The organism is Kribbella shirazensis (assembly GCF_011761605.1).
Classification (GTDB): Bacteria; Actinomycetota; Actinomycetes; order Propionibacteriales; family Kribbellaceae; genus Kribbella; species Kribbella shirazensis.
On the sequence record NZ_JAASRO010000001.1, the window covers coordinates 6,876,755 to 6,895,619 of the forward strand.

The window sequence follows — 18,865 nt, forward strand, 5'->3', positions numbered from 1 at the left end:
AGTCTAACCGGGCGGATCATCTAGATTGGCGGGCATGCCTCGTACGCTGCGCCCCGGTCAACGATCCGAGTTGTACGTCGCCGACGTGACTACCGGCGAGCACCGCCTGGTGTACACCTCGGCGGACGTGCTCTTCGAGGCGCCGAACTGGCTGCCGGACGGGACGCTGATCGTGAACGGCAACGGCCTGCTGTTCCGGGTCGCGGACGGTCTCGAGGAGATCGAGCTCGGCGGCGTGCCGGCGATCAACAACGACCACGTCGTCGCTCCGGACGGCCGGACGGTCTACGTGTCGGCCGGCGACGGGCACATCTACGCGGTGCCGATCGGCGGCGGACCCGGCCGGCGGGTCACCAACGACCGCGGGCCGGGGTTCCACCACTACCTGCACGGGGTGTCGCCGGACGGTACGACGCTCGCGTACATCGGCCTGGAGTGGGTCGGCGAGCGGCGGATCACCAACGTCTGGACGATCCCGGCCGCGGGCGGCGCCGATGTCCAGGTGACGGACGACGAGTTCGCCGACGACGGGTCGGAGTACGGCCCCGACGGGGACTGGATCTACTTCAACTCCGAGCGCGCCGGGCAGGCACAGCTGTTCCGGATCCGGGTCGCCGACCGGCACGTCGAGCAGCTCACCGACGACGAGCGGGTGAACTGGTTCCCGCACCCCGCTCCGGACGGGTCGTGCATCGTCTACGTCAGCTTCCCGCCCGGTACCGAAGGACATCCCGCCGACATCGACGACGTCCGCCTGCGCCTGCTGACGCGCGACGGCGAGATCCGCGAACTGACGAGCCTGTTCGGCGGCCAGGGCACGATGAACGTGCCGAGCTGGTCGCCGGACAGCTCGTCGTTCGCGTACGTCACCTACCCGCTCTAGACATCCGACAGCTCCACCGAAGTGTCGGCGAGGCGGGCCGGGTCGACCTGCTTGCCGGAGCGGATCAGGTCGCGGACCGCGTCGATCGCGCCCCAGGTGTTGACGTGCATCCCGGCCAGCACGTGCCGGTCGTCGTCGAGCCAGAAGGCCACGTACGCGCCGGACTTCGGGTCACCGCGGAGGACGACCTGGTACGACGTCCCGCGCGGGATGTCACCGGCGTACTCCATCCCGAGGTCGAACTGGTCGGTGAAGAAGAACGGGATCGCGTCGTGCGCCACGTCCTGCCCGAGCATCGCCTTCGCGGCCGAGACGCCGGTGTCCTTCGCGTTCTGCCAGTGCTCGACACGGACCGGCCGGCCGAACAGCGGGTGCTCCCAGCGCACCACGTCCCCGGCGGCGTAGACGTCCGCCGCCGAGGTCTGCAGATCCGGACCGGTGACGATGCCCGAACCGTTCTCCGGCGTCGCGACCTCGATACCGGCCTCCTCGGCGAGCTCGGTGTTCGGCCGGACGCCGACGCCGACGATCACCAGATCCGCCGGAAGCACCTCGCCGCCGCTCACCCGGACCCCGGTGACCTTGCCGTCCCCCTCGAAGCCCTCGACCCCGGTCCCGAACCGGAACTGCACACCGTGCTGCCGGTGGAACTCGGCGAACAGCTCACCGATCTCTTCCCCGAGTACCGCGGCCAGCGCCGTCGACTGCGGCTCGACGACCGTCACCTCGCACCCACGCTCGCGCGCCGCCGACGCGGCCTCGAGCCCGATCCAGCCCGCGCCGACGACGACCACCCGCGGCTTCGCGGCGTACGCGTCGGTCAGCGCCTGCGACTCCTCGGCCGTCCGCAGGTAGCGCACGCCGTCCAGCTCCGCACCCGGTACGTCGAGGTGGCGGACGCGACTGCCAGTCGCGATCAGGAGCTTGGCGTACTGCACCTGTGAGCCGTCGTCGAGCGTGACCGTGTGCACGGCCGGATCGATCGCGGTGACCGTCGTACCGAGGCGGAGCTCGATCGTGTTGTCGTCGTACCACTGCTGGTCGTGCAACTGCGCGGACCCGGTCTCCGCCTTGCCGAGCAGGACGTCCTTCGACAACGGCGGTCTCTCGTAGGGCAAGGACTGCTCGCTGCCGATCAGGACGATGCCGCCGCTCCAGCCGTCCTTGCGAAGGGTCTCGGCCGCGGTCGCTCCCGCGAGGCTCGCACCGACGATCACGATCTGCTCTGCATCAGCCATGACCCGAACGATAGTCCTCCCCGACCCCTTGTCGCCGACGACTCTCATGACTACCTTTCGGAGGACATAATACGTCCTATGTCCTCACCGGGAGAGCAATGCGCGTACTCACACCAGGCCGTCTGACGGCCGCCGCCCTACTGGTGTTCACAGGCCTCACCGCCCCGACCGCCCACGCCGACGAGTCAGCACCGTTCGTCGAGGACAGCGTGCTGTTCCAGCAGAAGACCGGGGGCTATGCCTGCTTCCGGATCCCCGCCGTCGTGCATGCGACGAACGGCGACGTGCTCGCGTTCGCCGAGGGCCGGGTCGCGGACTGCGGCGACGACGGCGACATCGACCTCGTGCTGCGCCGCTCGACCGACGGCGGGAAGACCTGGGGACCGCTGCAGGTGGTCTCCGACGGCAACGGCAGCACACACGGCAACCCGGTCCCGATCGTCGACAAGCGGACCGGCCGGATCGTCCTCGTCACGACCCACAACGGCCCGGAGCCCTGCACGAACGGCTGCGACCGCGACCCGTACGTCCAGACCAGCGACGACTTCGGCGCCACCTGGACCGCACCGCGCGAGCTCACCGACGCCAAGCTGCCGAGCTGGAACTTCTGGTACGCGACCGGCCCGATGCACGGCATCCAGCTCGAGCACGGCCCGCACGCCGGCCGGCTGATCGTCGGCGCGAGCTTCGAGACGTACGACGGTGCCGGGCCGCACATCTACGGCACCCATCTGCTGTACTCCGACGACGCCGGCGAGACCTGGCACATCGGGGCCACGACCTCACGCGGCGACGGATCCGTGATCGCGCAGGAGGTCACCGTCGTCGAGCTGACCGACGGGCGGATCTACGCGCTCGCCCGGGAACGCGGCACCGATCCGGGCAGCCGCGCGGCCGCGACCAGCAGCGACGGCGGTGCGAGTTTCGACGCGCCGTTCCGGACGCTCCCGCAGTTGGAGATGCCCGATGTGCAGGGCTCACTGCTGCGGTTCAGCGCACGCGACGAGGGCGATCAGCAGAACCGGATCCTGTTCTCGGCGCCGGCGCATCCGGCCGCGCGCGAGGTGATGACGGTGCGGTCGTCGTACGACGAGGCGCGGTCGTTCGGCACGTGGGAGCAGGGGAAGGTCTTCTACTGGGGCCCGTCGGCGTACTCCGACATGGTCCGGCTGGACGGGGACGAGGCCGGACTGCTGTACGAGGCGGGCGTCGCGAATCCGTACGAGTCGATCCGCTGGGCGCGGTTCAACGAGGCGTACCTGTCGACGCCGAACGGGACGCCGCCGGGCATTCCGGGGCCGCCGGCGCCGGGACCCCTGACGCCTGATGCCGGGCCGGCGCACAATCCGGCGTACGTGCGGGGCGGGGCGACCGTTGCCGCGGGCAAGTTCGGGAACGGGATCGCGCTGGACGGGGTGGACGACTACGTCGAGGTGCCGTACGACCCGTCGATCGATCTCGGGGCGGACGACTTCACGCTGATGTCGTGGATCAGGTACGGTGCGACCACCGGGTCGCACGCGATCCTGTGGGCGTACCGGACCGGGTCGGGCAGTACGCCGCAGGTGTGGCTGCGGGCGGAGCCGGAGAGCAAGCGGATCCGGGCGCTGCTGGCGGTCGATCGCTTCAACGTGACGGTCCAGTCGGCGTCGGCGTACAACGACGGCGCCTGGCATCACGTCGTACTGCAACGGACCGGCGGGAAGCTGCGGCTGGTGATCGACGGCGTCGAGACAGGCTCCGCGAACGCACCGGCGGGCTCGGTCACGGCAGGCAAGGAGTTCGGTGTGCAGGGCATTCACATCGGCCAGCGTGTCGACGGCGCGAACCGCTTCCAGGGTTCGCTCGACGAGGTCCGCGTCTATCGGCGCGCACTGTCCGACGCCGAACTGCAGCAAGTCCGCGAAACCAACAAGCCCGTCACCAGCAAACTGGGCCTCGCCTTGCCGTTCACCACAGTCGGCTGATGTCAGGCCGTCAGGTGGGTGTGCCAGGCCTGGGCTGAGGGGTCGGTGAGAGAGGCGACCTGATCGACGACGACGCGGAGGCGGGCGTTGTCGTCGGGCGCCGCGGCGAAGTCGGCCTTGAACGGAGCGTCGAGGTGTTGTGGTGCGTTCTTCCACAGCGCCTCGACCAGCTCGGAGAGAAGCTCGCGCTGGACGGCGCGGCGGGCCTGGCGCTCCGGGGAGTTGAGGACGTGGAACATGCCGACACCCTTCAGCAGACCGATCTCGGTCCGGGTCCCGTCCGGCACGACCAGGTCCGCCTCGTACCGGATCAGCCGCGAGCGACCGAAGACGGCGTGCGTCGCCTGCTCGGCCGCGGTCGCGAACCGGCCGATCAGCTGGCTGGTGAGGTCCTTCAGACCGCCCAGGGCCCGTCGGCTGTCGTCGAACGCGGCGCCCGGCCAGTAGTGCAGCGAGGTCAGCCGCGCCCAGCCCTCGTCCAGCTCGGCGTCGGTTGCCTCCGGCAAGTACATCCGCCGGACGGTCTCCCAGTACGGCGCCCGCTCGGCGTCGACCGCGGCGAGGTCGATGTGATGAGCGACGATGCCGTCCTCGACGTCGTGCACGGAGTAGGCGACGTCGTCGGCGAAGTCCATCACCTGCGCCTCGAGACAGCGCCGCTCCCCCACTCCCGGCCGCAACCACGTGAAGACCGCGAGATCGTCGTCGTACACCCCGAACTTCCGGTCCCCCGCCCGCCGCGGCCACGGGTACTTCGTCGACGCGTCGAGCGTGGCGCGGCTCAGGTTCAGCCCGACGCTGCGGCCGTCGGCGTCGAACGTCTTCGACTCCAGCCGGGTCAGCAGGCGCAGGGTCTGCGCGTTCCCCTCGAAGCCGCCGATGTCCGCGGCGACCTGGTCTAGTGCCCGCTCGCCGTTGTGGCCGAACGGCGGATGCCCGAGATCGTGCGCCAGGCACGCGGCGTCCACGATGTCCGGATCGCAGCCGAGCGTCGCCGCCAGCTCCCGGCCGATCTGCGCGACCTCGAGGCTGTGGGTCAACCGGTTCCGCACGAAGTCGTCGCTGCCGGCCGTCACCACCTGGGTCTTGGCTGCCAGCCGCCGCAACGCCGCACTGTGCAGCACGCGCGCCCGATCACGCGCGAACGCCGTCCGCCCCGGCCGTTTGACCGGCTCGGCGACCCAGCGCTCCGCGTCGTGCTCGTCGTACCCCTCATGCTGCTTCCTCATCACCTCTCAATCTAGCGACGACGACCGACATTTCCGTGAACGTGTGTCAAGGAGATCGCGTCGGCTCCGACGTATCGGGTACCACGGAATCGATGGAGAGGAAGTGCCGTGAGCATGGCGAATACACCGCTGCCCGAGGTCACGGACCGTAAGACCTTCGAGGCACGACTGAACGAACTGCGTGTCCGCGAGAAGGCGCACACCCGCGAGGGTGACGCGATCGCCGCGGCCCGCCGGCGCCTCCCGGCGGTCGAGGTCGACGCCAACCTGGAGCTGACCGGCCCCGACGGGCCCCTGACCCTGCTCGACGCCTTCGAAGGACGCAAGCAACTCCTCGCGTACTACTTCATGTGGCACCCCGGGAAGCCCGCAACCGACCAGTGCCAGGGTTGCACGTGGTGCACCACGCATGTCGGCGAGCTGTCCTACCTGCAGTCCCGCGACATCACGTTCGCGGTGTTCTGTCAGGGACCGTTCGAGGAGAGCATCCGCTACCACGACTTCATGGGCTGGACGATGCCGTGGTACTCCGCTCTGCCGTCACTGGACGAGCTCCTCGTCGGACGGACGACCGGCATGATGCACCTGGTGTCCTACGTCCGCGAGGGCGATCGCGTGTACGAGACCTGGTGGACGACCCAGCGTGGCGTCGAGGTGATGGACAACAGCTACTCGCTGATGGACCTGACCGTCTACGGACGCCAGGAGGACCACGAGGATTCGCCCGCCGGCTGGCCCCAGGACTGGGAATGCGGTGGCCTGACGGCGAACGGCCGACCGATCTCCCAGTGGTCCCGCGTCGAGGCCGGCCGCGACGACGACCTCAGCGGCCGGACGTGACGCAGTAGCGCATCCAGATCACGCCGTCCTCGAAGACCTCCGTCCCCGCGTGACGGAGGCCGAGGCGGCGGGTGTCGCACCAGCGTTCGCCTCCGACCATCACCGGATGCACGAGCAGCGCGAGCTCGTCGACCAGGCCGAGCGCGAGGCTCGCCCGGAGCAACGCGCCGGACGAATCAACCCGGACGGTCCGTGCGCCCCGGCGCCCGAGGACCTCGAGTACTTCGGTCAGGTCGACCTGCTCGTAGCCGGTGACGAGCTCGCGCGTCGTGGCGTCGAGCGGGCGAGCCGGCGTCTGGTCGGCGTACAACGCGAGGACTCCTGACCAGTAGCCCAGCTCCCGCAACGACTCCCAGCTGCGGACCCGGGCCCGATCGTCCACGACCGCGAGCAGCGGCCCGTCCTCCCGCGCACCGCGCCGAGGAGCGGCACGTACGACGTCCTCCTGGGCCAGGATCGTGTCGGCGTCGATCAGCGTCACGTCCTCCTGCCACAGCGTCGCCAGCGCGTAGAACCGCGCGAGGTCGACGTCGAACCCCGACGTCACCCCGTCCAGCGAGACCGCGAGCTGTGCCACCACATGAGGCCGCATGTCCCAAACCTAGGAAAGGCCGCCGACAATTCCTGATTGCAGAGACTTCTCTGCAGAGAGTACTCTGCAACCATGCGACGCATCGATGCCCGGAGTCTGCGCGGACTCGCCCACCCGCTCCGGATGCGCATCCTGGAGGCGATCGAGCTCGACGGACCGGCCACGTCGAGCACGCTGGCGACACGGCTCGGCGAGAACACCGGGACGATCAGTTGGCACCTGCGACTGCTCGCCGAGCACGGGTACCTCGAGGAGGATCCCGACCGCGGTACGAAGCGCGAGCGCTGGTGGCGCGTCCCCGATCGCACTGTTCTGGATCCGTCCGAGTTCCTCGACGACCCGGAGACGCGCCGCGCGCTCGACGTGTACCTGCGTGACCTCGTCGAGCGCTACTACGACCGCGTCCGCGCCTACATCGACGAGGACTGGCCCGCGGAATGGCAGCGTGCAGCCGGCCTCTCGGACTGGCGCGACCTGCACCTGACTCCGGAGCAACTGCACAACCTCAACGAAGAGCTCGGCGCGGTCATCGATCGCTACACAGGGACCGAGTCCGCCGACGGCGCCGAGCGCGTGATCGTCCAGCTGCAGTCGTTCCCGCGCCGCTCATGAGCCTCCTGCGGACGCACCGCGACTTCCGCCTGTTCTGGTTCGGCGAGACGATCAACCGGTTCGGCAGCGCGACCTCCACGGTCGCACTGCCACTGGTCGCGATTTCGATGCTCGACGCAACAACCTTCGAGATCGGTCTCCTGACCGCGGCCTCCTGGGCGCCGTGGCTCCTCATCGGTCTGCCCACCGGCGCCTGGATCGACCGGGTACGGCGACGACCGGTCATGCTCGCATCCTCGGCTGCCTCGGGCCTCCTGCTCGCGGCGGTTCCGCTGGCCGGTGATCTGTTGACAATCCAGCTGCTCCTGGTCGTCGCGGTACTCGTCGGCGCGGCGTCGGTGGTGTTCCAGACGGCGTACACCGCCTATCTCCCGACACTTCTCGCCGCACCCGACCACGCCGAGGGCAACGCGAAGCTGCACGGCAGCGCATCCGCGGCGCAGATCGCAGGACTCGGGTGCGGCGGGCTCCTGGTCCAGCTCATCGGTGCGGCGAACGCGTTGCTCGTCGACGCGGCGAGCTTCCTGGCGGCTCTCCTCTGCCTCGTCGCAATCCGCTTCCGGGAACGCCGTACGCACACCCCTCGACAGGCCGGCGCGATCCGGGAAGGGATCAGGCTGGTCGCCCACGACGTCTGGCTGCGGACGTTGACGATCTTCGGCGCGGTCTCGAATCTCGCACTGATGGGCTATCAAGCGATCGTCGTCGTTTTCCTGGTCCGCGAGGCGGGACTCACCGCGGGCGCTGTCGGCGGCTTGATCGCGGCGGCGTCCAGCGGCGGCATCCTCGGGGCGTTCGTCGGTCGCCACGCCATGCGGTTCGGTACGGCGCGGGCGCTGCTGCTGTGCGAGCTCGGCCTGCCGACCCTCGCCCTGCTCATCCCGTTGGGCGGTGCGAGCCCGTGGTTCTACCTGGTCGGAGCGTTCGGCGTGAGCCTCGGCGTGGTCGGCGGAAACGTCGTGAAGGCGACGTTCCTGCAGTCCTACTGCCCGCCAGAACTGTTCGGCCGGCTCACCGCGACGACCGCGTTCGTCAACTACGGCACCATCCCACTCGGCGCGCTCCTGGGCGGGACGCTCGGCCAGACGCTCGGCCTGACTCCGGCGCTCTGGATCACGACGGCCGGCGTGCCGCTGGCCGGCCTCGTCCTGCTCGCGTCACCGATCCGCCGGCACCGCGACCTTCCGACTCACCAGGGCGCGGGCGTACCGGGGACGATGGCCGCCTCCAGGCGGGACCGCACCGCCTGACGCGCGCGCTCGTACCCCGCCTCGTCGTTGTGCAGGATCGAGGCGAGGTTCGCGGCCTCGTAGTACGCGTTCAGGTCGAACGCGAGCTGCTTCGGGTCGCCGGCGAGCTCGCCGCGCTCGATCGCCTCGGCCACCGCGGTCTCGATCAGGTCCATCCATTCGGTGTGCACGGCGGCCAGATACTCCTGCACGGCGCCGTTGCGGGCGGAGAACTCGTGCGAGACCTTCTGGAAGAAGCACCCACCCGGGAACACCCGGCTGCGTGAATAGTCCAGCCAGTACCGACTCAGAGCCCACACCCGCCCGAGGCCGGGCTCGACCTCGTACGCCGGGATCACCACGCTGTCGGCGTAGATCCGGCGCGCGGCGCGCACCGTCGCGAGCTGCAGCTCCTCCTTGGAGCCGAAGTGTGCGAACAGGCCGCTCTTGCTGATCCCGAGCTCGGTCGCGAGCCGCCCGATCGACAGCCCCTCGAGCCCGTCGACCGACGCGATCTCGACCGCGCGACGCAGGACGGCACGACGGGTCTGATCACCGCGCGCCAACCGTCCGTCGACCTTCTCCACGAGCACTGATCCTAAGTCCATTGACTGCTAGGCTGACCAAAACTAATAATACGACCGTTCGTATAGTTTGCCGGAGGGGTGTCATGCAGAAGCTGGTCAGCGTCGGATTGCAGACAATCGGAGTGTTGTCACCACGACTCGGCGGACGGCTCGCGTTCGCGCTGTGGCGCCGCCCGCTCGCCCGCGGCCGGGTCCGCCCCGAGGAACAGGCCGTCCACGACGCCGCACGGGTGGAGATTGTCGACAATGTGAAGACCTACAGCTGGGGTGACGGCGAGCGCCCGGTACTGCTCGTGCACGGCTGGCGCTCGCGCGCCTCGCGGTACGCCGGGTTCATCAGCCGGCTGCTCGAGCTCGGGTACAGCCCGGTCTCGTACGACGCTCCCGCACACGGCGACTCCGACGGTGACGTGGTGTCGATCCTCGGCCACCAGCGGATCATCCGCGCCCTGGAGGAGCGGCACGGCCCGTTCGAGGGCGTGATCGCGCACTCCCTCGGCGTACCGTTCGCGCTCTACGCCGTCCGCGAGGGCGTCGCCGCGCAGCGGATGGTGATGATCAGCGGGGTGGCGGACTTCGGCTATCTCACCGACGCGTTCTGCGCCGAGCTCGGGCTGGGCCCGAAGGTCAACCGGGAGCTGCGGCGGTGGATCGAGCGCCGGTACTTCGACAGCGACGACCAGATCTGGACCCGGTTCTCGGTCGCCCCGGGCAAGACCGAACTGCTGGTGATCCACAACGACGAGGACGACGTCGTACATCCGGCGCAGGCGCAGGTGCTGCTCCGGAACTACGGCGAGCGTGCGCACTTCCTGCCGACGACCGGTCTGGGTCACCGCCGGATCCTCTCGGACCCGGCGGTGATCACCGAAGCGATCGCCTTCCTGCAGGAGGTCCCGTCGGATGTCGAGTCAGATGTCGCGGAAGGTCTCGATCTGAGCGCCTAGCGAGTTCAGGCGGGCGGCCAGGTCCTCGTAACCGCGGTTGATCACGTAGATGCTGCGCAGGACCGACGTACCCTTCGCGGCCAGCATCGCGATCAGCGTGACGACGGCCGGGCGGAGCGCCGGCGGGCACATCACCTCGGCGCCGGAGAAGTGCGTCGGTCCCTCGACCATCACCCGGTGCGGGTCGAGGAGCTTGACCCGGCCGCCGAGCTTGTTCAGGTCGGTGAGGTAGATGGCCCGGTTCTCGTACACCCAGTCGTGGATGAGCGTCTGCCCGGTGGCGGTCGCCGCGATCACCGCGAAGAACGGCAGGTTGTCGATGTTCAGGCCCGGGAACGGCATCGGGTGGACCTTGTCGATCGGCGCGTGCAGCTTCGACGGCCGGGTGGTCAGGTCGACGAGCCGGGTGCGGCCGTTCTCGGCGAGGTACTCCGGGCTGCGGTCGTACTCCAGGCCCATCTCCTCGAGCAGCGCGAGCTCGATCTCCAGGAACTCGACCGGCGCCCGGCAGATGGTGATCTCGGATTTGGTGACGATCGCCGCGGTGAGCAGGCTCATCGCCTCGATCGGGTCCTCGGACGGCGCGTAGTCGACGTCCACGTCGATGTCGGCCTTGCCGTGCACGGTCAGCGTGGTGGTCCCGATGCCGTCGATCTTCACGCCGAGCAGGTCGAGGTAGAAGCACAGGTCCTGGACCATGTAGTTCGGGCTGGCGTTGCGGATCACCGTGACGCCGTCGTACCGCGCGGCGGCCATGATCGCGTTCTCGGTCACGGTGTCGCCGCGCTCGGTCAGCACGATCGGCTTGCCCGGCGTGATCGTCCGGTTGACCAGCGCGTGGTACTGCCCGCCGGTCGCCTTCACCTCGAGGCCGAACGGACGCAGCGCGGCCAGGTGCGGCTCGACGGTCCGCGTGCCGAGGTCGCAGCCGCCGGCGTACGGGAGCTCGAAGGCGTCCTCGCGGTGCAGCAGCGGGCCGAGGAACATGATGATCGAACGGGTCCGGCGGGCCGCCTCGGCGTCCATCGAGCTCAGGTCGAGGTCGGCCGGCGGCACGATCTCCAGGTCGCCGGCGTCGTTCAGCCAGGTGGTCCGTACGCCGATCGAGTTCAGCACCTCGAGCAGGCGGTTGACCTCCTCGATCCGGGCGACCTTGCGCAGCGTCGTCCGGCCGCGGTTCAGCAGGCTGGCGCAGAGCAGCGCGACACCGGCGTTCTTGCTCGACTTGACGTCGATGGCGCCGGACAGCTGACGTCCGCCGGCGACGCGAAGGTGGACCGGACCGCCGCCGAGAGAGACAATTTCGGAATCGAGCGCCTCGCCGATCCGGGCGAGCATCTCGAGGGTGAGGTTCTGATGACCCTTCTCGATCCTGTTCACCGCACTCTGGCTGGTGTTCAGCACTTCCGCCAGCTGCGTCTGCGTCCAGCCGCGGTGCTTGCGGGCGTCCCGGATGAGATTTCCGATCCGGCTCAGGTAGTCGTCGGTCATGGCCCGGACCTTATCTCACATGTGAGATACGACGGTGTCGACCCGCCGTTGGCAGCGTAGCGAATGTCACCTGGACACCGGTACCCAGGTCGACAAGGACCCATGTGACCTGGTGAAACGCCCGCAGCCTACAGTTACCCCCAACTCCCGCCGCACCCCGGAGAGGACCAGCAGATGCCCGACGACACCTCCGCCGCGGTGGTCAACGAGTTCGAGGCGGAGTCCTGGCCACTCGAAGCAGCCGCCGACAGCCTGCACCAGGTGATCGAGGGGTTCCACAACGGTGACACCCGGCCGCTGGTGATCGGCGACGGCGACCAGCCGGTGCTCGTGGTGCTGGCGATCGCGGACCTGGCCGACTTCCGGGCGCGGATCGCAGAGCTGCTGGGCAATCCCGTCGACGCCGGCTGGCTGCGGTACTACCTGCGGTCGAACTTCGACATGAGCTCGGAGCGCCTCGTCGAGCTGCTCGGTGTCGACACAGACCACGGGCTGTCGTCGCTGGCCAGCCAGGTGAACGTCGAGCAGGCCGCGACGCTGATGCCGGACCACCTGCGCCGCACCGAGGCCGGCGGGAACCCGCTGATGCTGATCGGCGACGGCACGATGGCGACCGCGGCGCTGCTCTCCTTCCAGGCGTTCCAGGTGCTGCTCGCGATGGACGGCGGCGGGAAGGGCGAGGACGACTCCTGCGTCCACGACGACGAGGAGAAGCCGACGACGCCGCTCGAGGTGCTCGCCGAGCGGCTCGGTCCGGTGTCGACGCAGCTGGTCGCGCAGATCAACGCGGGCCGCGAGCCGGGCCTGCCGCGGTACGAGCTGCACTTCGAGGACGACCTCGTCGAGCACCTGCGGGACCTGGAGGCACGGGCGCAGAAGGCGCCGGGCGGCGGCGCGTACGACGAGTTGAACGGGCTGCTCCACCAGTTCGACCAGATGCGCAGCGGGCTGGTCGAGGCGGAGGCCGAGGAGCCGGACGAAGCGCCGTACCTCGAGGCGACCGATCTGAAGGCGGCGCTGCCGGACATCCGGGACGCGTTCCGCGACGGCGCCGACGACCCGTACCTGGTCGGCCTCGACGGGCGGCCGCTCGCGGGGCTGATCTCGTACGACCTGTACGAGGAGCTGCAGAAGGTGTCGGTCGAGCTGGACGGCACCGACGAGGCGCCGGTGCTCCCGCTACCTCAGCCCCGCTGGGAGAACGGTCCGCGGCTGCTGCCCTTCGACATCGCCCTCGAGATGTGCGAAGCGGTCATCGAGGACATCACCAACGGCGAAGCCTCGATGCTCTTCATCGCCGACGAGGACGACGATCCCGAACTCGTCCTCGCTCCCCTGGTCTGGCTCTGGGCGTACGTCGACCACCTGAACCTCGAAGGCGCCGACGTCTGACCCGGCGCGACTCAGCTGAGCGGGAACAGCGGCTGCCACTCGGCGAGCGTCGCGATCTCGTAGACGCCGGCCGGCGTGTACGGGTCCTTGGCGAGGATGTCGCGGAGCTCGGCCTCGTCGGCGACGTCGTACACGAGCAGTGCGCCGGTCTGGTCGGTGAAGGGTCCGGCGGCGACGAGCTTGCCCGCTTCCTTGAGGGACGCGAGGTACTCGCGGTGCGCCGGGCGGACCTCCATCCGGCGGTCGGTCTCGGCGAGGTCGAAGCACAGCTGCACGACAAATTGAGCCATGGCCAGAACTCTAGGGCATGACCCGCGAGGCCCTGGATCGGCCTTGGAACAAAGGGATTTGGTGCGGGAAAGGGAGTCACGAGCCGCCACAGCGGCCGGTTCAGGTCAGACCCGAAAGTCGACGAGTGATCTCCCTTCCCGCCCGGTTATTCTCACCGTCCCGCGGGCCGCAATGCAAGGGTTTGGTCAAGGGAAATTCCTACGGACAGTTGATTCAGATAACGCTTCGTAACCGAACCGCCGGCCGCATCGACCAGACCGCCGATGCAGTCGTACAGACGGTCACGCCGCTCGATTGTCAAGGCCCGATGACCCGAGTACGAGGACAGAAGTTCGAGGTACTCGTCGCGCGAATACTCCTGCTCCCACACGGATCTCCGGCACTCGACGGACCCGAATCTCCCCGACCGCCGGGAACTTCCGCCGCAGGACCTCCGCGAGCCCAGGACTGAGTTCGACCGCGGTCACGTCCCAGCCCCGCTCCACCATCGGGGCCGTCGCCTGCCCGGTCCCCGGGCCGACCTCCAGCACCTTCGGCCGCTCACCCACCACCCGCGCAACCTCGTCGAAGAGCTCCCGCGGATACCCCGGCCGAACCCGGTCGTACAACTCGGCATCCTCACCGAAGGTCGTGCGCAGCTTCTCGCGGCTCATCGCCGCACGCTAGCGGACGTCAGTCGAGGGCGGCGCGGCCGGACTCCAGGCGGGCGACCGGGATGCGGAACGGGGAGCAGGAGACGTAGTCGAGGCCGGCCTCGTGGAAGAACTGGATGCTGTCCGGGTCGCCGCCGTGTTCGCCGCAGACGCCGAGCTTGAGGTCCGGCTTCGCGGAACGGCCGCGGTCCACGCCGGTCCGCACCAGCGCGCCGACACCCTCCCGGTCGATCGACTCGAACGGCGACACCGCGAAGATGCCCTTCTCCAGATACCGCGAGAAGAACGCGCCTTCCACGTCGTCGCGGCTGAAACCCCACGTCGTCTGGGTCAGGTCGTTCGTCCCGAACGAGAAGAAGTCGGCGGCCTCCGCGATCTGGTCCGCGATCACCGCGGCCCGCGGCAGCTCGATCATCGTCCCGATCGGAATATCGACGTCGGCACCGACCTCTTCGAGCACGCGTTCCACCTCGTCGCGTGCCAGATGCAGCTCCTGGACCGCGCCGACCAGCGGGATCATGATCTCCGGCCGCGGATCCTTCCCGCGGCCGCGCAGTTCGGCGGCCGCCGACGCGATCGCCCGGACCTGCATCGCGAACAACCCGGGGACCACGAGCCCGAGGCGTACCCCGCGCAGGCCGAGCATCGGGTTCTGCTCGTGCAGCCGCTCGACCGCCGCCAGCAACTTCACGTCGTGGTCCGACTCCGCGCCACGCTCCCGCGCCACCGCGACCTTCACCGCAAGGTCCTCCATCGACGGCAGGAACTCGTGCAGCGGCGGGTCGATCAACCGGATCGTCACCGGCAGCCCGTCCATCGCCGCCAGCAACTCCAGGAAGTCCCCACGCTGCAACGGCTCGAGCTCGGCCAGCGCCGCCTCCCGGTCCACGTCGTTGTCCGCGAGGATCAGCCGCTCGACGGATTCGCGCCGCTCACCGAGGAACATGTGCTCGGTCCGGCACAGACCGATCCCCTCGGCCCCGAACCGCCGCGCCCGCGCCGCATCGTCCGCGGTGTCCGCATTGGTCCGTACGCCGAGCCGCCGTACGTCGTCCGCGTGCGAGATCAGCCGGTGCACCGACGCGACCAGCTCGTCGCCGGCGTCCGGCGTCAGCGTGCCCTCGAAGTACTGCACGACCGGCGACGGGACGACCGGTACCTCGCCGCGGAACACCTCACCGGTGGTGCCGTCGATCGAGATCGTCTCGCCGGCCTCGATCACCGCGCCGTTCACCTTGATGGTGCCCTGGGCAACGTTCACGTCGAGCTCCTCGGCGCCGCAGACACAGGTCTTGCCCATGCCGCGGGCGACCACCGCCGCGTGCGAGGTCTTGCCGCCGCGGCTGGTCAGGATGCCCTGCGCGGCGATCATGCCGTGCAGGTCGTCGGGGTTGGTCTCGCGCCGGACCAGGATCACCTTCTCGCCCTTCTCGGCGGCCTCGACCGCGGCGGCCGACGTGAACACGACCGTGCCCGACGCGGCCCCCGGCGACGCGCCGATCGCCTTCGTGATCAGGTCCTTGTCGGCGTCGGCGTCGAACCGCGGGAACATCAGCTGCGCGAGCTGCGCACCCTTCACCCGCCGGAGCGCCTCGTCGGTGTCGATCACGCCTTCGTCGACCAGGCTGGTCGCGATCCGGAAGGCCGCCGCCGCGGTCCGCTTGCCAACGCGGGTCTGCAGCATCCACAGCTTGCCGCGCTCCACGGTGAACTCGATGTCGCACAGGTCGCGGTAGTGACTTTCGAGCGTGGCCATGATGTTCATGAGGTCGTCGTACGACGTCTTGTCGAGCTGCTCGAGGTCGGCGAGCGGGACGGTGTTGCGGATGCCCGCGACGACGTCCTCGCCCTGCGCGTTCTGCAGGTAGTCGCCGTACACGCCCTGCTGACCAGTCGACGGGTCGCGGGTGAAGGCGACGCCGGTGCCGGAGTCCATGCCGAGGTTGCCGAACACCATCGAGCAGATGTTGACCGCGGTGCCGAGGTCGGCGGCGATCCGCTCCTGGCGGCGGTAGAGGATCGCGCGGTCCGAGTTCCAGGAGCGGAACACGGCCTCGGTCGCGAGGTCCATCTGGCTGCGCGGGTCCTGCGGGAACTCGCGTCCGGTGTGATCGTGGACGGCCTGTTTGAAGGTCTCGACGAGCGCCTTCAGGTCGTCGGCGTCGAGGTCCAGGTCGGTCCGCGCGCCCTTGGCCTCCTTGGCGGCGTCGAGCGCCTGCTCGAACACCTCGCCGTCCATGTCGAGCACGGTCTTGCCGAACATCTGGATCAGCCGCCGGTACGCGTCCCAGGCGAACCGCGGGTTGCCCGACTGGTGCGCGAGGCCGTTCACCGAGTCGTCGTTGAGGCCGACGTTCAGGACGGTCTCCATCATGCCGGGCATCGAGGCGGCGGCGCCGGAGCGCACCGAGACCAGCAACGGGTCGTCCGCCTGGCCGAGCTTCTTGCCCATCTTCTGCTGCAGCATGTCGACGTGGTGGTCGATCTCGTCGGCCAGCTCGGCCGGCACCGCACCGGTCTCGAGGTAGGCGCGGCAGGCGTCCGTGGTGATGGTGAAGCCGGGTGGCACCGGCAGGCCGAGATTGGTCATCTCAGCCAGGTTCGCGCCCTTTCCGCCGAGCAGGTCTTTCATGTCCTTGTTGCCTTCGGCGAAGTCGTACACGAGATTCGGCACGTTCACTCCCTGGGGTGCAGGTGGGTGTTTTCAGGCGCGGGAAGATCACCCGCTGGCCCGTCGGCTCCGGCGGCGGGGGCGTGTTTTCAGAGTAAGCCCAAAAACCAGTCCAGTTGAACACTGGTCTCACGATGCCGACGTGACCCTCCCCACAGCTCGAAGGCCGGAAAACCCTTACAGCGTTGACAACGCGAGACAACAAGCCGCTTTTCCACCGAAACGCAGAAGCAGGGTGTTACTCGCCACTCGGACGGGTAACACCCTGCTTCTCGAACTGCTACAGCTTGCGGCGGGTGCGGAGGTAGTCGCCGACGACGGCGGCGCCGAGACCGTCGGCGTCGGGGGCCAGGACCCGCCCGCCGCTGCGCCGGGCGAGGAGGTCGACGAACGCGTTGAGGCGCGGGTCGTCGCCCAGGCGGAAGACGGTCAGCGAGGCGCCGAGCTTGGCCAGCCGGTCGACCTCGAAGATCGTCTTGCGAAGCGTTGCCGGCTCGGGTGGGTACGAGAACTCGGCCGTGCCGTCGGGCTCCAGGTGCGCGGTCGGCTCGCCGTCCGTCACCATCAGCACGACCGGCTGCGCGTCCGGGTGCCGACGGAGATGGCGACCCGCGAGCAGCAGCGCGTGATGCGCGTTGGTCCCCTGCTCCCAGGTGCCTTCCATCCCGATCAGCTGCGGCAGTTCGACCACGCCGGCGTAGCGCCCGAACGTGATCAGCTGCAGCGCGTCGTTGCGGTACCGCGTCGAGATGAGTTGATGCAGCGCGAGCGCCGTCCGCTTCATCGGCAGCCAGCGGCCCTCCTGGACCATCGACCAGGACGTGTCGACCAGCAACGCGACCGCGGCCCGGGCCCGATGCTCGGTCTCCGCGATCTCGACATCGGCCACATCCAGCTTGAACGACCGCGATCCGACCCCGGCGGTCCGCAGTACTGCGTTCCGCACCGTCCGTGGCACGTCCCACGGCTGGGTGTCGCCGAACTGCCACTGCCGCGACGATCCGCTCAACTCACCGGCCGCGCCGGCGTTGGCCGCATCCCGCTCACCCGATCCGCGAGCGGTTCGCAGTACGTCGGCCAGCGCTGTCTGACCGAGCTGGCGCAACGCCTTCGGCGACAACCGCAACGAACCGTCGGGCGCGCGCTCGATCAGGCCCTGATCGCGCAATTGCCGCTCCAGCTCACTCAGCCGACGAGCGTCGACCGTCGCCTCGTCGCCCAGCTGGCGGGTGAGCGCGTCGAGATCGATGTCCTCCAACCGAGCGCCCGGATACGACTGCGCCAACTGCTCCGCGAGCGCATCCAGCTCGGCCAGATCGGACATCGCCCGCGCACCGTCGGCGAGCCCGAGCGGATCGTCACCGCTCATCCGCTCCGACCCGGACCAGTCCTCCCCCGGCCGCAGCGACTGCAGCTGAGCGTCCAGCTGCGCCAACTGCTGCGCGAGCTGCGGACTGCCGAACGCCTGCTGCGACAGCTCCATCAGCTCGGCCCGTTGCTCGGGCGTCATCGAGTTGAGCATCCGCTGCGCCGCGGCGGCCCGCTGCGCGAGGACGTCGATCAGCTCGTCGACGTTCCGCGGATGTTCCGGGAAGAACTCGCCGTGCTTGGCCATGAACTCGTCGAACAGCTGCGGTACGTCGGGACGCCCTTGCGCATGCGCCGCGAGCAACGCGTTGAGGTCCGTGAGCATCTCGTTGATCCGCTCGACGTCCTCGGGCGTGGTCTGCTGCAGCGCCTCCTTCATGCCCTCGAACCGCGAGCCGAGCAGCTCCCGCCCGAGCAACTCACGGATCTGCTCGTACTTCTCGCGCGCCTCCGACGACTCCCACTGGTAGTTCGCCAGTTCCCGTACGGCGGCCGCCGTACCGGACGGGAGCGCGTCGAGCTCGGCCTCCTTGAAGCGGGCGTCGTCGGACGGGTTCGGGAACAGTTCGCGCCGTTCCGCCGCGAGCGCCTCGTCGAGCAGCCGCTGGACGTCCTGGAGGGTGCCGTCGAGGTTGTGCCGCCGCTGGATCTCGCGGCGGCGTTCCCACAGCCTGCGGGTCAGGTCGTCCAGGCCCTCGGTGTTCCGCGTGCCGCGCCGGAGCAGCTCCTCCAGCGCGGACCGCGGCGACGACCCGTTCATCACGTCCCGGCCGATCTCGTCCAGCGCGTCCCGAAGGTCCACCGGCGCCTTGAGAGGATCCGGCCCGTCGTGCCACGGCCCGTACGACCAGCCTTCCGGAATGGACGCCGACATG

The 18,865-nt window shown here is 69.2% G+C and carries 16 protein-coding genes; 7 read left to right on the forward strand and 9 right to left on the reverse strand.

The features are described from left to right. Window positions 1-34 precede the first annotated feature (34 nt). Window positions 35-883 carry a TolB family protein gene (locus tag BJY22_RS32895; protein WP_167214721.1) on the forward strand — a complete coding sequence of 283 codons (849 nt, stop codon included), beginning with the start codon at window positions 35-37 and terminating at the stop codon, window positions 881-883. On the opposite strand, the gene BJY22_RS32900 is transcribed toward BJY22_RS32895, so the two are convergent. Then, window positions 880-2,121, reverse strand: a complete 1,242-nt coding sequence (locus BJY22_RS32900; protein ID WP_167214724.1) for an NAD(P)/FAD-dependent oxidoreductase — start codon at window positions 2,119-2,121, stop codon at window positions 880-882. The two genes, BJY22_RS32895 and BJY22_RS32900, sit on opposite strands and share 4 nt — an antisense overlap. Window positions 2,122-2,219: 98 nt before the next feature. On the opposite strand from BJY22_RS32900, the gene BJY22_RS32905 reads away from it, so the two are divergent. Then, window positions 2,220-4,088 carry a sialidase family protein gene (locus BJY22_RS32905; RefSeq protein ID WP_202891366.1) on the forward strand — a complete coding sequence of 623 codons (1,869 nt, stop codon included), beginning with the start codon at window positions 2,220-2,222 and terminating at the stop codon, window positions 4,086-4,088. Between the two features lie 2 nt (window positions 4,089-4,090). On the opposite strand, the gene BJY22_RS32910 is transcribed toward BJY22_RS32905, so the two are convergent. After that, on the reverse strand, window positions 4,091-5,317 hold the full coding sequence (locus BJY22_RS32910) for a deoxyguanosinetriphosphate triphosphohydrolase (protein WP_167214727.1): 1,227 nt from the start codon (window positions 5,315-5,317) through the stop codon (window positions 4,091-4,093). 114 nt (window positions 5,318-5,431) lie between these two features. Between BJY22_RS32910 and BJY22_RS32915 the strand changes: the two genes are divergently transcribed. Beyond that, complete coding sequence (locus BJY22_RS32915) at window positions 5,432-6,157, forward strand: DUF899 family protein (RefSeq protein WP_167218967.1); 726 nt, start codon at window positions 5,432-5,434, stop codon at window positions 6,155-6,157. Here the strand turns inward: BJY22_RS32915 and BJY22_RS32920 are convergent. After that, window positions 6,141-6,749, reverse strand: coding sequence for a dihydrofolate reductase family protein (locus BJY22_RS32920; protein WP_167214730.1), 609 nt, complete (start codon window positions 6,747-6,749; stop codon window positions 6,141-6,143). The two genes, BJY22_RS32915 and BJY22_RS32920, sit on opposite strands and share 17 nt — an antisense overlap. Window positions 6,750-6,821: 72 nt before the next feature. On the opposite strand from BJY22_RS32920, the gene BJY22_RS32925 reads away from it, so the two are divergent. Both BJY22_RS32925 and BJY22_RS32930 read left to right on the forward strand, forming a co-directional pair. Further along, on the forward strand, window positions 6,822-7,361 hold the full coding sequence (locus BJY22_RS32925; protein WP_167214733.1) for a winged helix-turn-helix domain-containing protein: 540 nt from the start codon (window positions 6,822-6,824) through the stop codon (window positions 7,359-7,361). Continuing rightward, window positions 7,358-8,611 carry an MFS transporter gene (locus BJY22_RS32930; protein ID WP_167214735.1) on the forward strand — a complete coding sequence of 418 codons (1,254 nt, stop codon included), beginning with the start codon at window positions 7,358-7,360 and terminating at the stop codon, window positions 8,609-8,611. Before BJY22_RS32925 ends, BJY22_RS32930 begins: the two co-directional genes overlap by 4 nt. Here BJY22_RS32930 and BJY22_RS32935 read toward each other — a convergent pair. Continuing rightward, entirely contained in the window at window positions 8,551-9,177 is a 627-nt protein-coding gene (locus tag BJY22_RS32935; RefSeq protein ID WP_337759700.1) for a TetR/AcrR family transcriptional regulator, read from the reverse strand. The two genes, BJY22_RS32930 and BJY22_RS32935, sit on opposite strands and share 61 nt — an antisense overlap. A gap of 83 nt (window positions 9,178-9,260) precedes the next feature. Here BJY22_RS32935 and BJY22_RS32940 point away from each other — a divergent pair, with 83 nt between their 5' ends. Next, on the forward strand, window positions 9,261-10,124 hold the full coding sequence (locus BJY22_RS32940) for an alpha/beta hydrolase (protein ID WP_167214738.1): 864 nt from the start codon (window positions 9,261-9,263) through the stop codon (window positions 10,122-10,124). Here the strand turns inward: BJY22_RS32940 and BJY22_RS32945 are convergent. Continuing rightward, window positions 10,089-11,615 carry a helix-turn-helix domain-containing protein gene (locus BJY22_RS32945; RefSeq protein WP_167214741.1) on the reverse strand — a complete coding sequence of 509 codons (1,527 nt, stop codon included), beginning with the start codon at window positions 11,613-11,615 and terminating at the stop codon, window positions 10,089-10,091. The two genes, BJY22_RS32940 and BJY22_RS32945, sit on opposite strands and share 36 nt — an antisense overlap. Before the next feature lie 174 nt (window positions 11,616-11,789). Between BJY22_RS32945 and BJY22_RS32950 the strand changes: the two genes are divergently transcribed. Then, window positions 11,790-13,007 (forward strand): type II toxin-antitoxin system Phd/YefM family antitoxin, encoded by a 1,218-nt coding sequence (locus BJY22_RS32950; RefSeq protein ID WP_167214744.1) that lies wholly within the window; start codon window positions 11,790-11,792, stop codon window positions 13,005-13,007. Between the two features lie 11 nt (window positions 13,008-13,018). Here the strand turns inward: BJY22_RS32950 and BJY22_RS32955 are convergent, their stop codons facing one another. From BJY22_RS32955 to BJY22_RS32970, 4 genes are all read right to left on the reverse strand, one after another. Beyond that, on the reverse strand, window positions 13,019-13,297 hold the full coding sequence (locus BJY22_RS32955) for a YciI family protein (protein ID WP_167214747.1): 279 nt from the start codon (window positions 13,295-13,297) through the stop codon (window positions 13,019-13,021). 282 nt (window positions 13,298-13,579) lie between these two features. Next, entirely contained in the window at window positions 13,580-13,951 is a 372-nt protein-coding gene (locus BJY22_RS32960) for a class I SAM-dependent methyltransferase (RefSeq protein WP_202891368.1), read from the reverse strand. Window positions 13,952-13,970: 19 nt separating this feature from the next. Beyond that, entirely contained in the window at window positions 13,971-16,625 is a 2,655-nt protein-coding gene (gene ppdK / locus BJY22_RS32965) for a pyruvate, phosphate dikinase (protein WP_167214750.1), read from the reverse strand. Between the two features lie 277 nt (window positions 16,626-16,902). After that, on the reverse strand, window positions 16,903-18,864 hold the full coding sequence (locus BJY22_RS32970; RefSeq protein WP_167214752.1) for a vWA domain-containing protein: 1,962 nt from the start codon (window positions 18,862-18,864) through the stop codon (window positions 16,903-16,905). Window position 18,865: the final 1 nt, after the last annotated feature.

Excerpts from the sequence above, each read along its gene's own strand:
- BJY22_RS32905 (WP_202891366.1), top strand. The coding sequence starts at position 2,220 with ATGCGCGTACTCACACCAGGCCGTCTGACGGCCGCCGCCCTACTGGTG.
- BJY22_RS32920 (WP_167214730.1), bottom strand. The coding sequence starts at position 6,749 with ATGCGGCCTCATGTGGTGGCACAGCTCGCGGTCTCGCTGGACGGGGTG.
- BJY22_RS32900 (WP_167214724.1), bottom strand. The coding sequence starts at position 2,121 with ATGGCTGATGCAGAGCAGATCGTGATCGTCGGTGCGAGCCTCGCGGGA.
- BJY22_RS32895 (WP_167214721.1), top strand. The coding sequence starts at position 35 with ATGCCTCGTACGCTGCGCCCCGGTCAACGATCCGAGTTGTACGTCGCC.
- BJY22_RS32950 (WP_167214744.1), top strand. The coding sequence starts at position 11,790 with ATGCCCGACGACACCTCCGCCGCGGTGGTCAACGAGTTCGAGGCGGAG.
- BJY22_RS32960 (WP_202891368.1), bottom strand. The coding sequence starts at position 13,951 with ATGAGCCGCGAGAAGCTGCGCACGACCTTCGGTGAGGATGCCGAGTTG.
- BJY22_RS32970 (WP_167214752.1), bottom strand. The coding sequence starts at position 18,864 with ATGTCGGCGTCCATTCCGGAAGGCTGGTCGTACGGGCCGTGGCACGAC.
- BJY22_RS32940 (WP_167214738.1), top strand. The coding sequence starts at position 9,261 with ATGCAGAAGCTGGTCAGCGTCGGATTGCAGACAATCGGAGTGTTGTCA.
- BJY22_RS32925 (WP_167214733.1), top strand. The coding sequence starts at position 6,822 with ATGCGACGCATCGATGCCCGGAGTCTGCGCGGACTCGCCCACCCGCTC.
- BJY22_RS32915 (WP_167218967.1), top strand. The coding sequence starts at position 5,432 with ATGGCGAATACACCGCTGCCCGAGGTCACGGACCGTAAGACCTTCGAG.
- BJY22_RS32945 (WP_167214741.1), bottom strand. The coding sequence starts at position 11,615 with ATGACCGACGACTACCTGAGCCGGATCGGAAATCTCATCCGGGACGCC.
- BJY22_RS32930 (WP_167214735.1), top strand. The coding sequence starts at position 7,358 with ATGAGCCTCCTGCGGACGCACCGCGACTTCCGCCTGTTCTGGTTCGGC.
- BJY22_RS32955 (WP_167214747.1), bottom strand. The coding sequence starts at position 13,297 with ATGGCTCAATTTGTCGTGCAGCTGTGCTTCGACCTCGCCGAGACCGAC.
- BJY22_RS32910 (WP_167214727.1), bottom strand. The coding sequence starts at position 5,317 with ATGAGGAAGCAGCATGAGGGGTACGACGAGCACGACGCGGAGCGCTGG.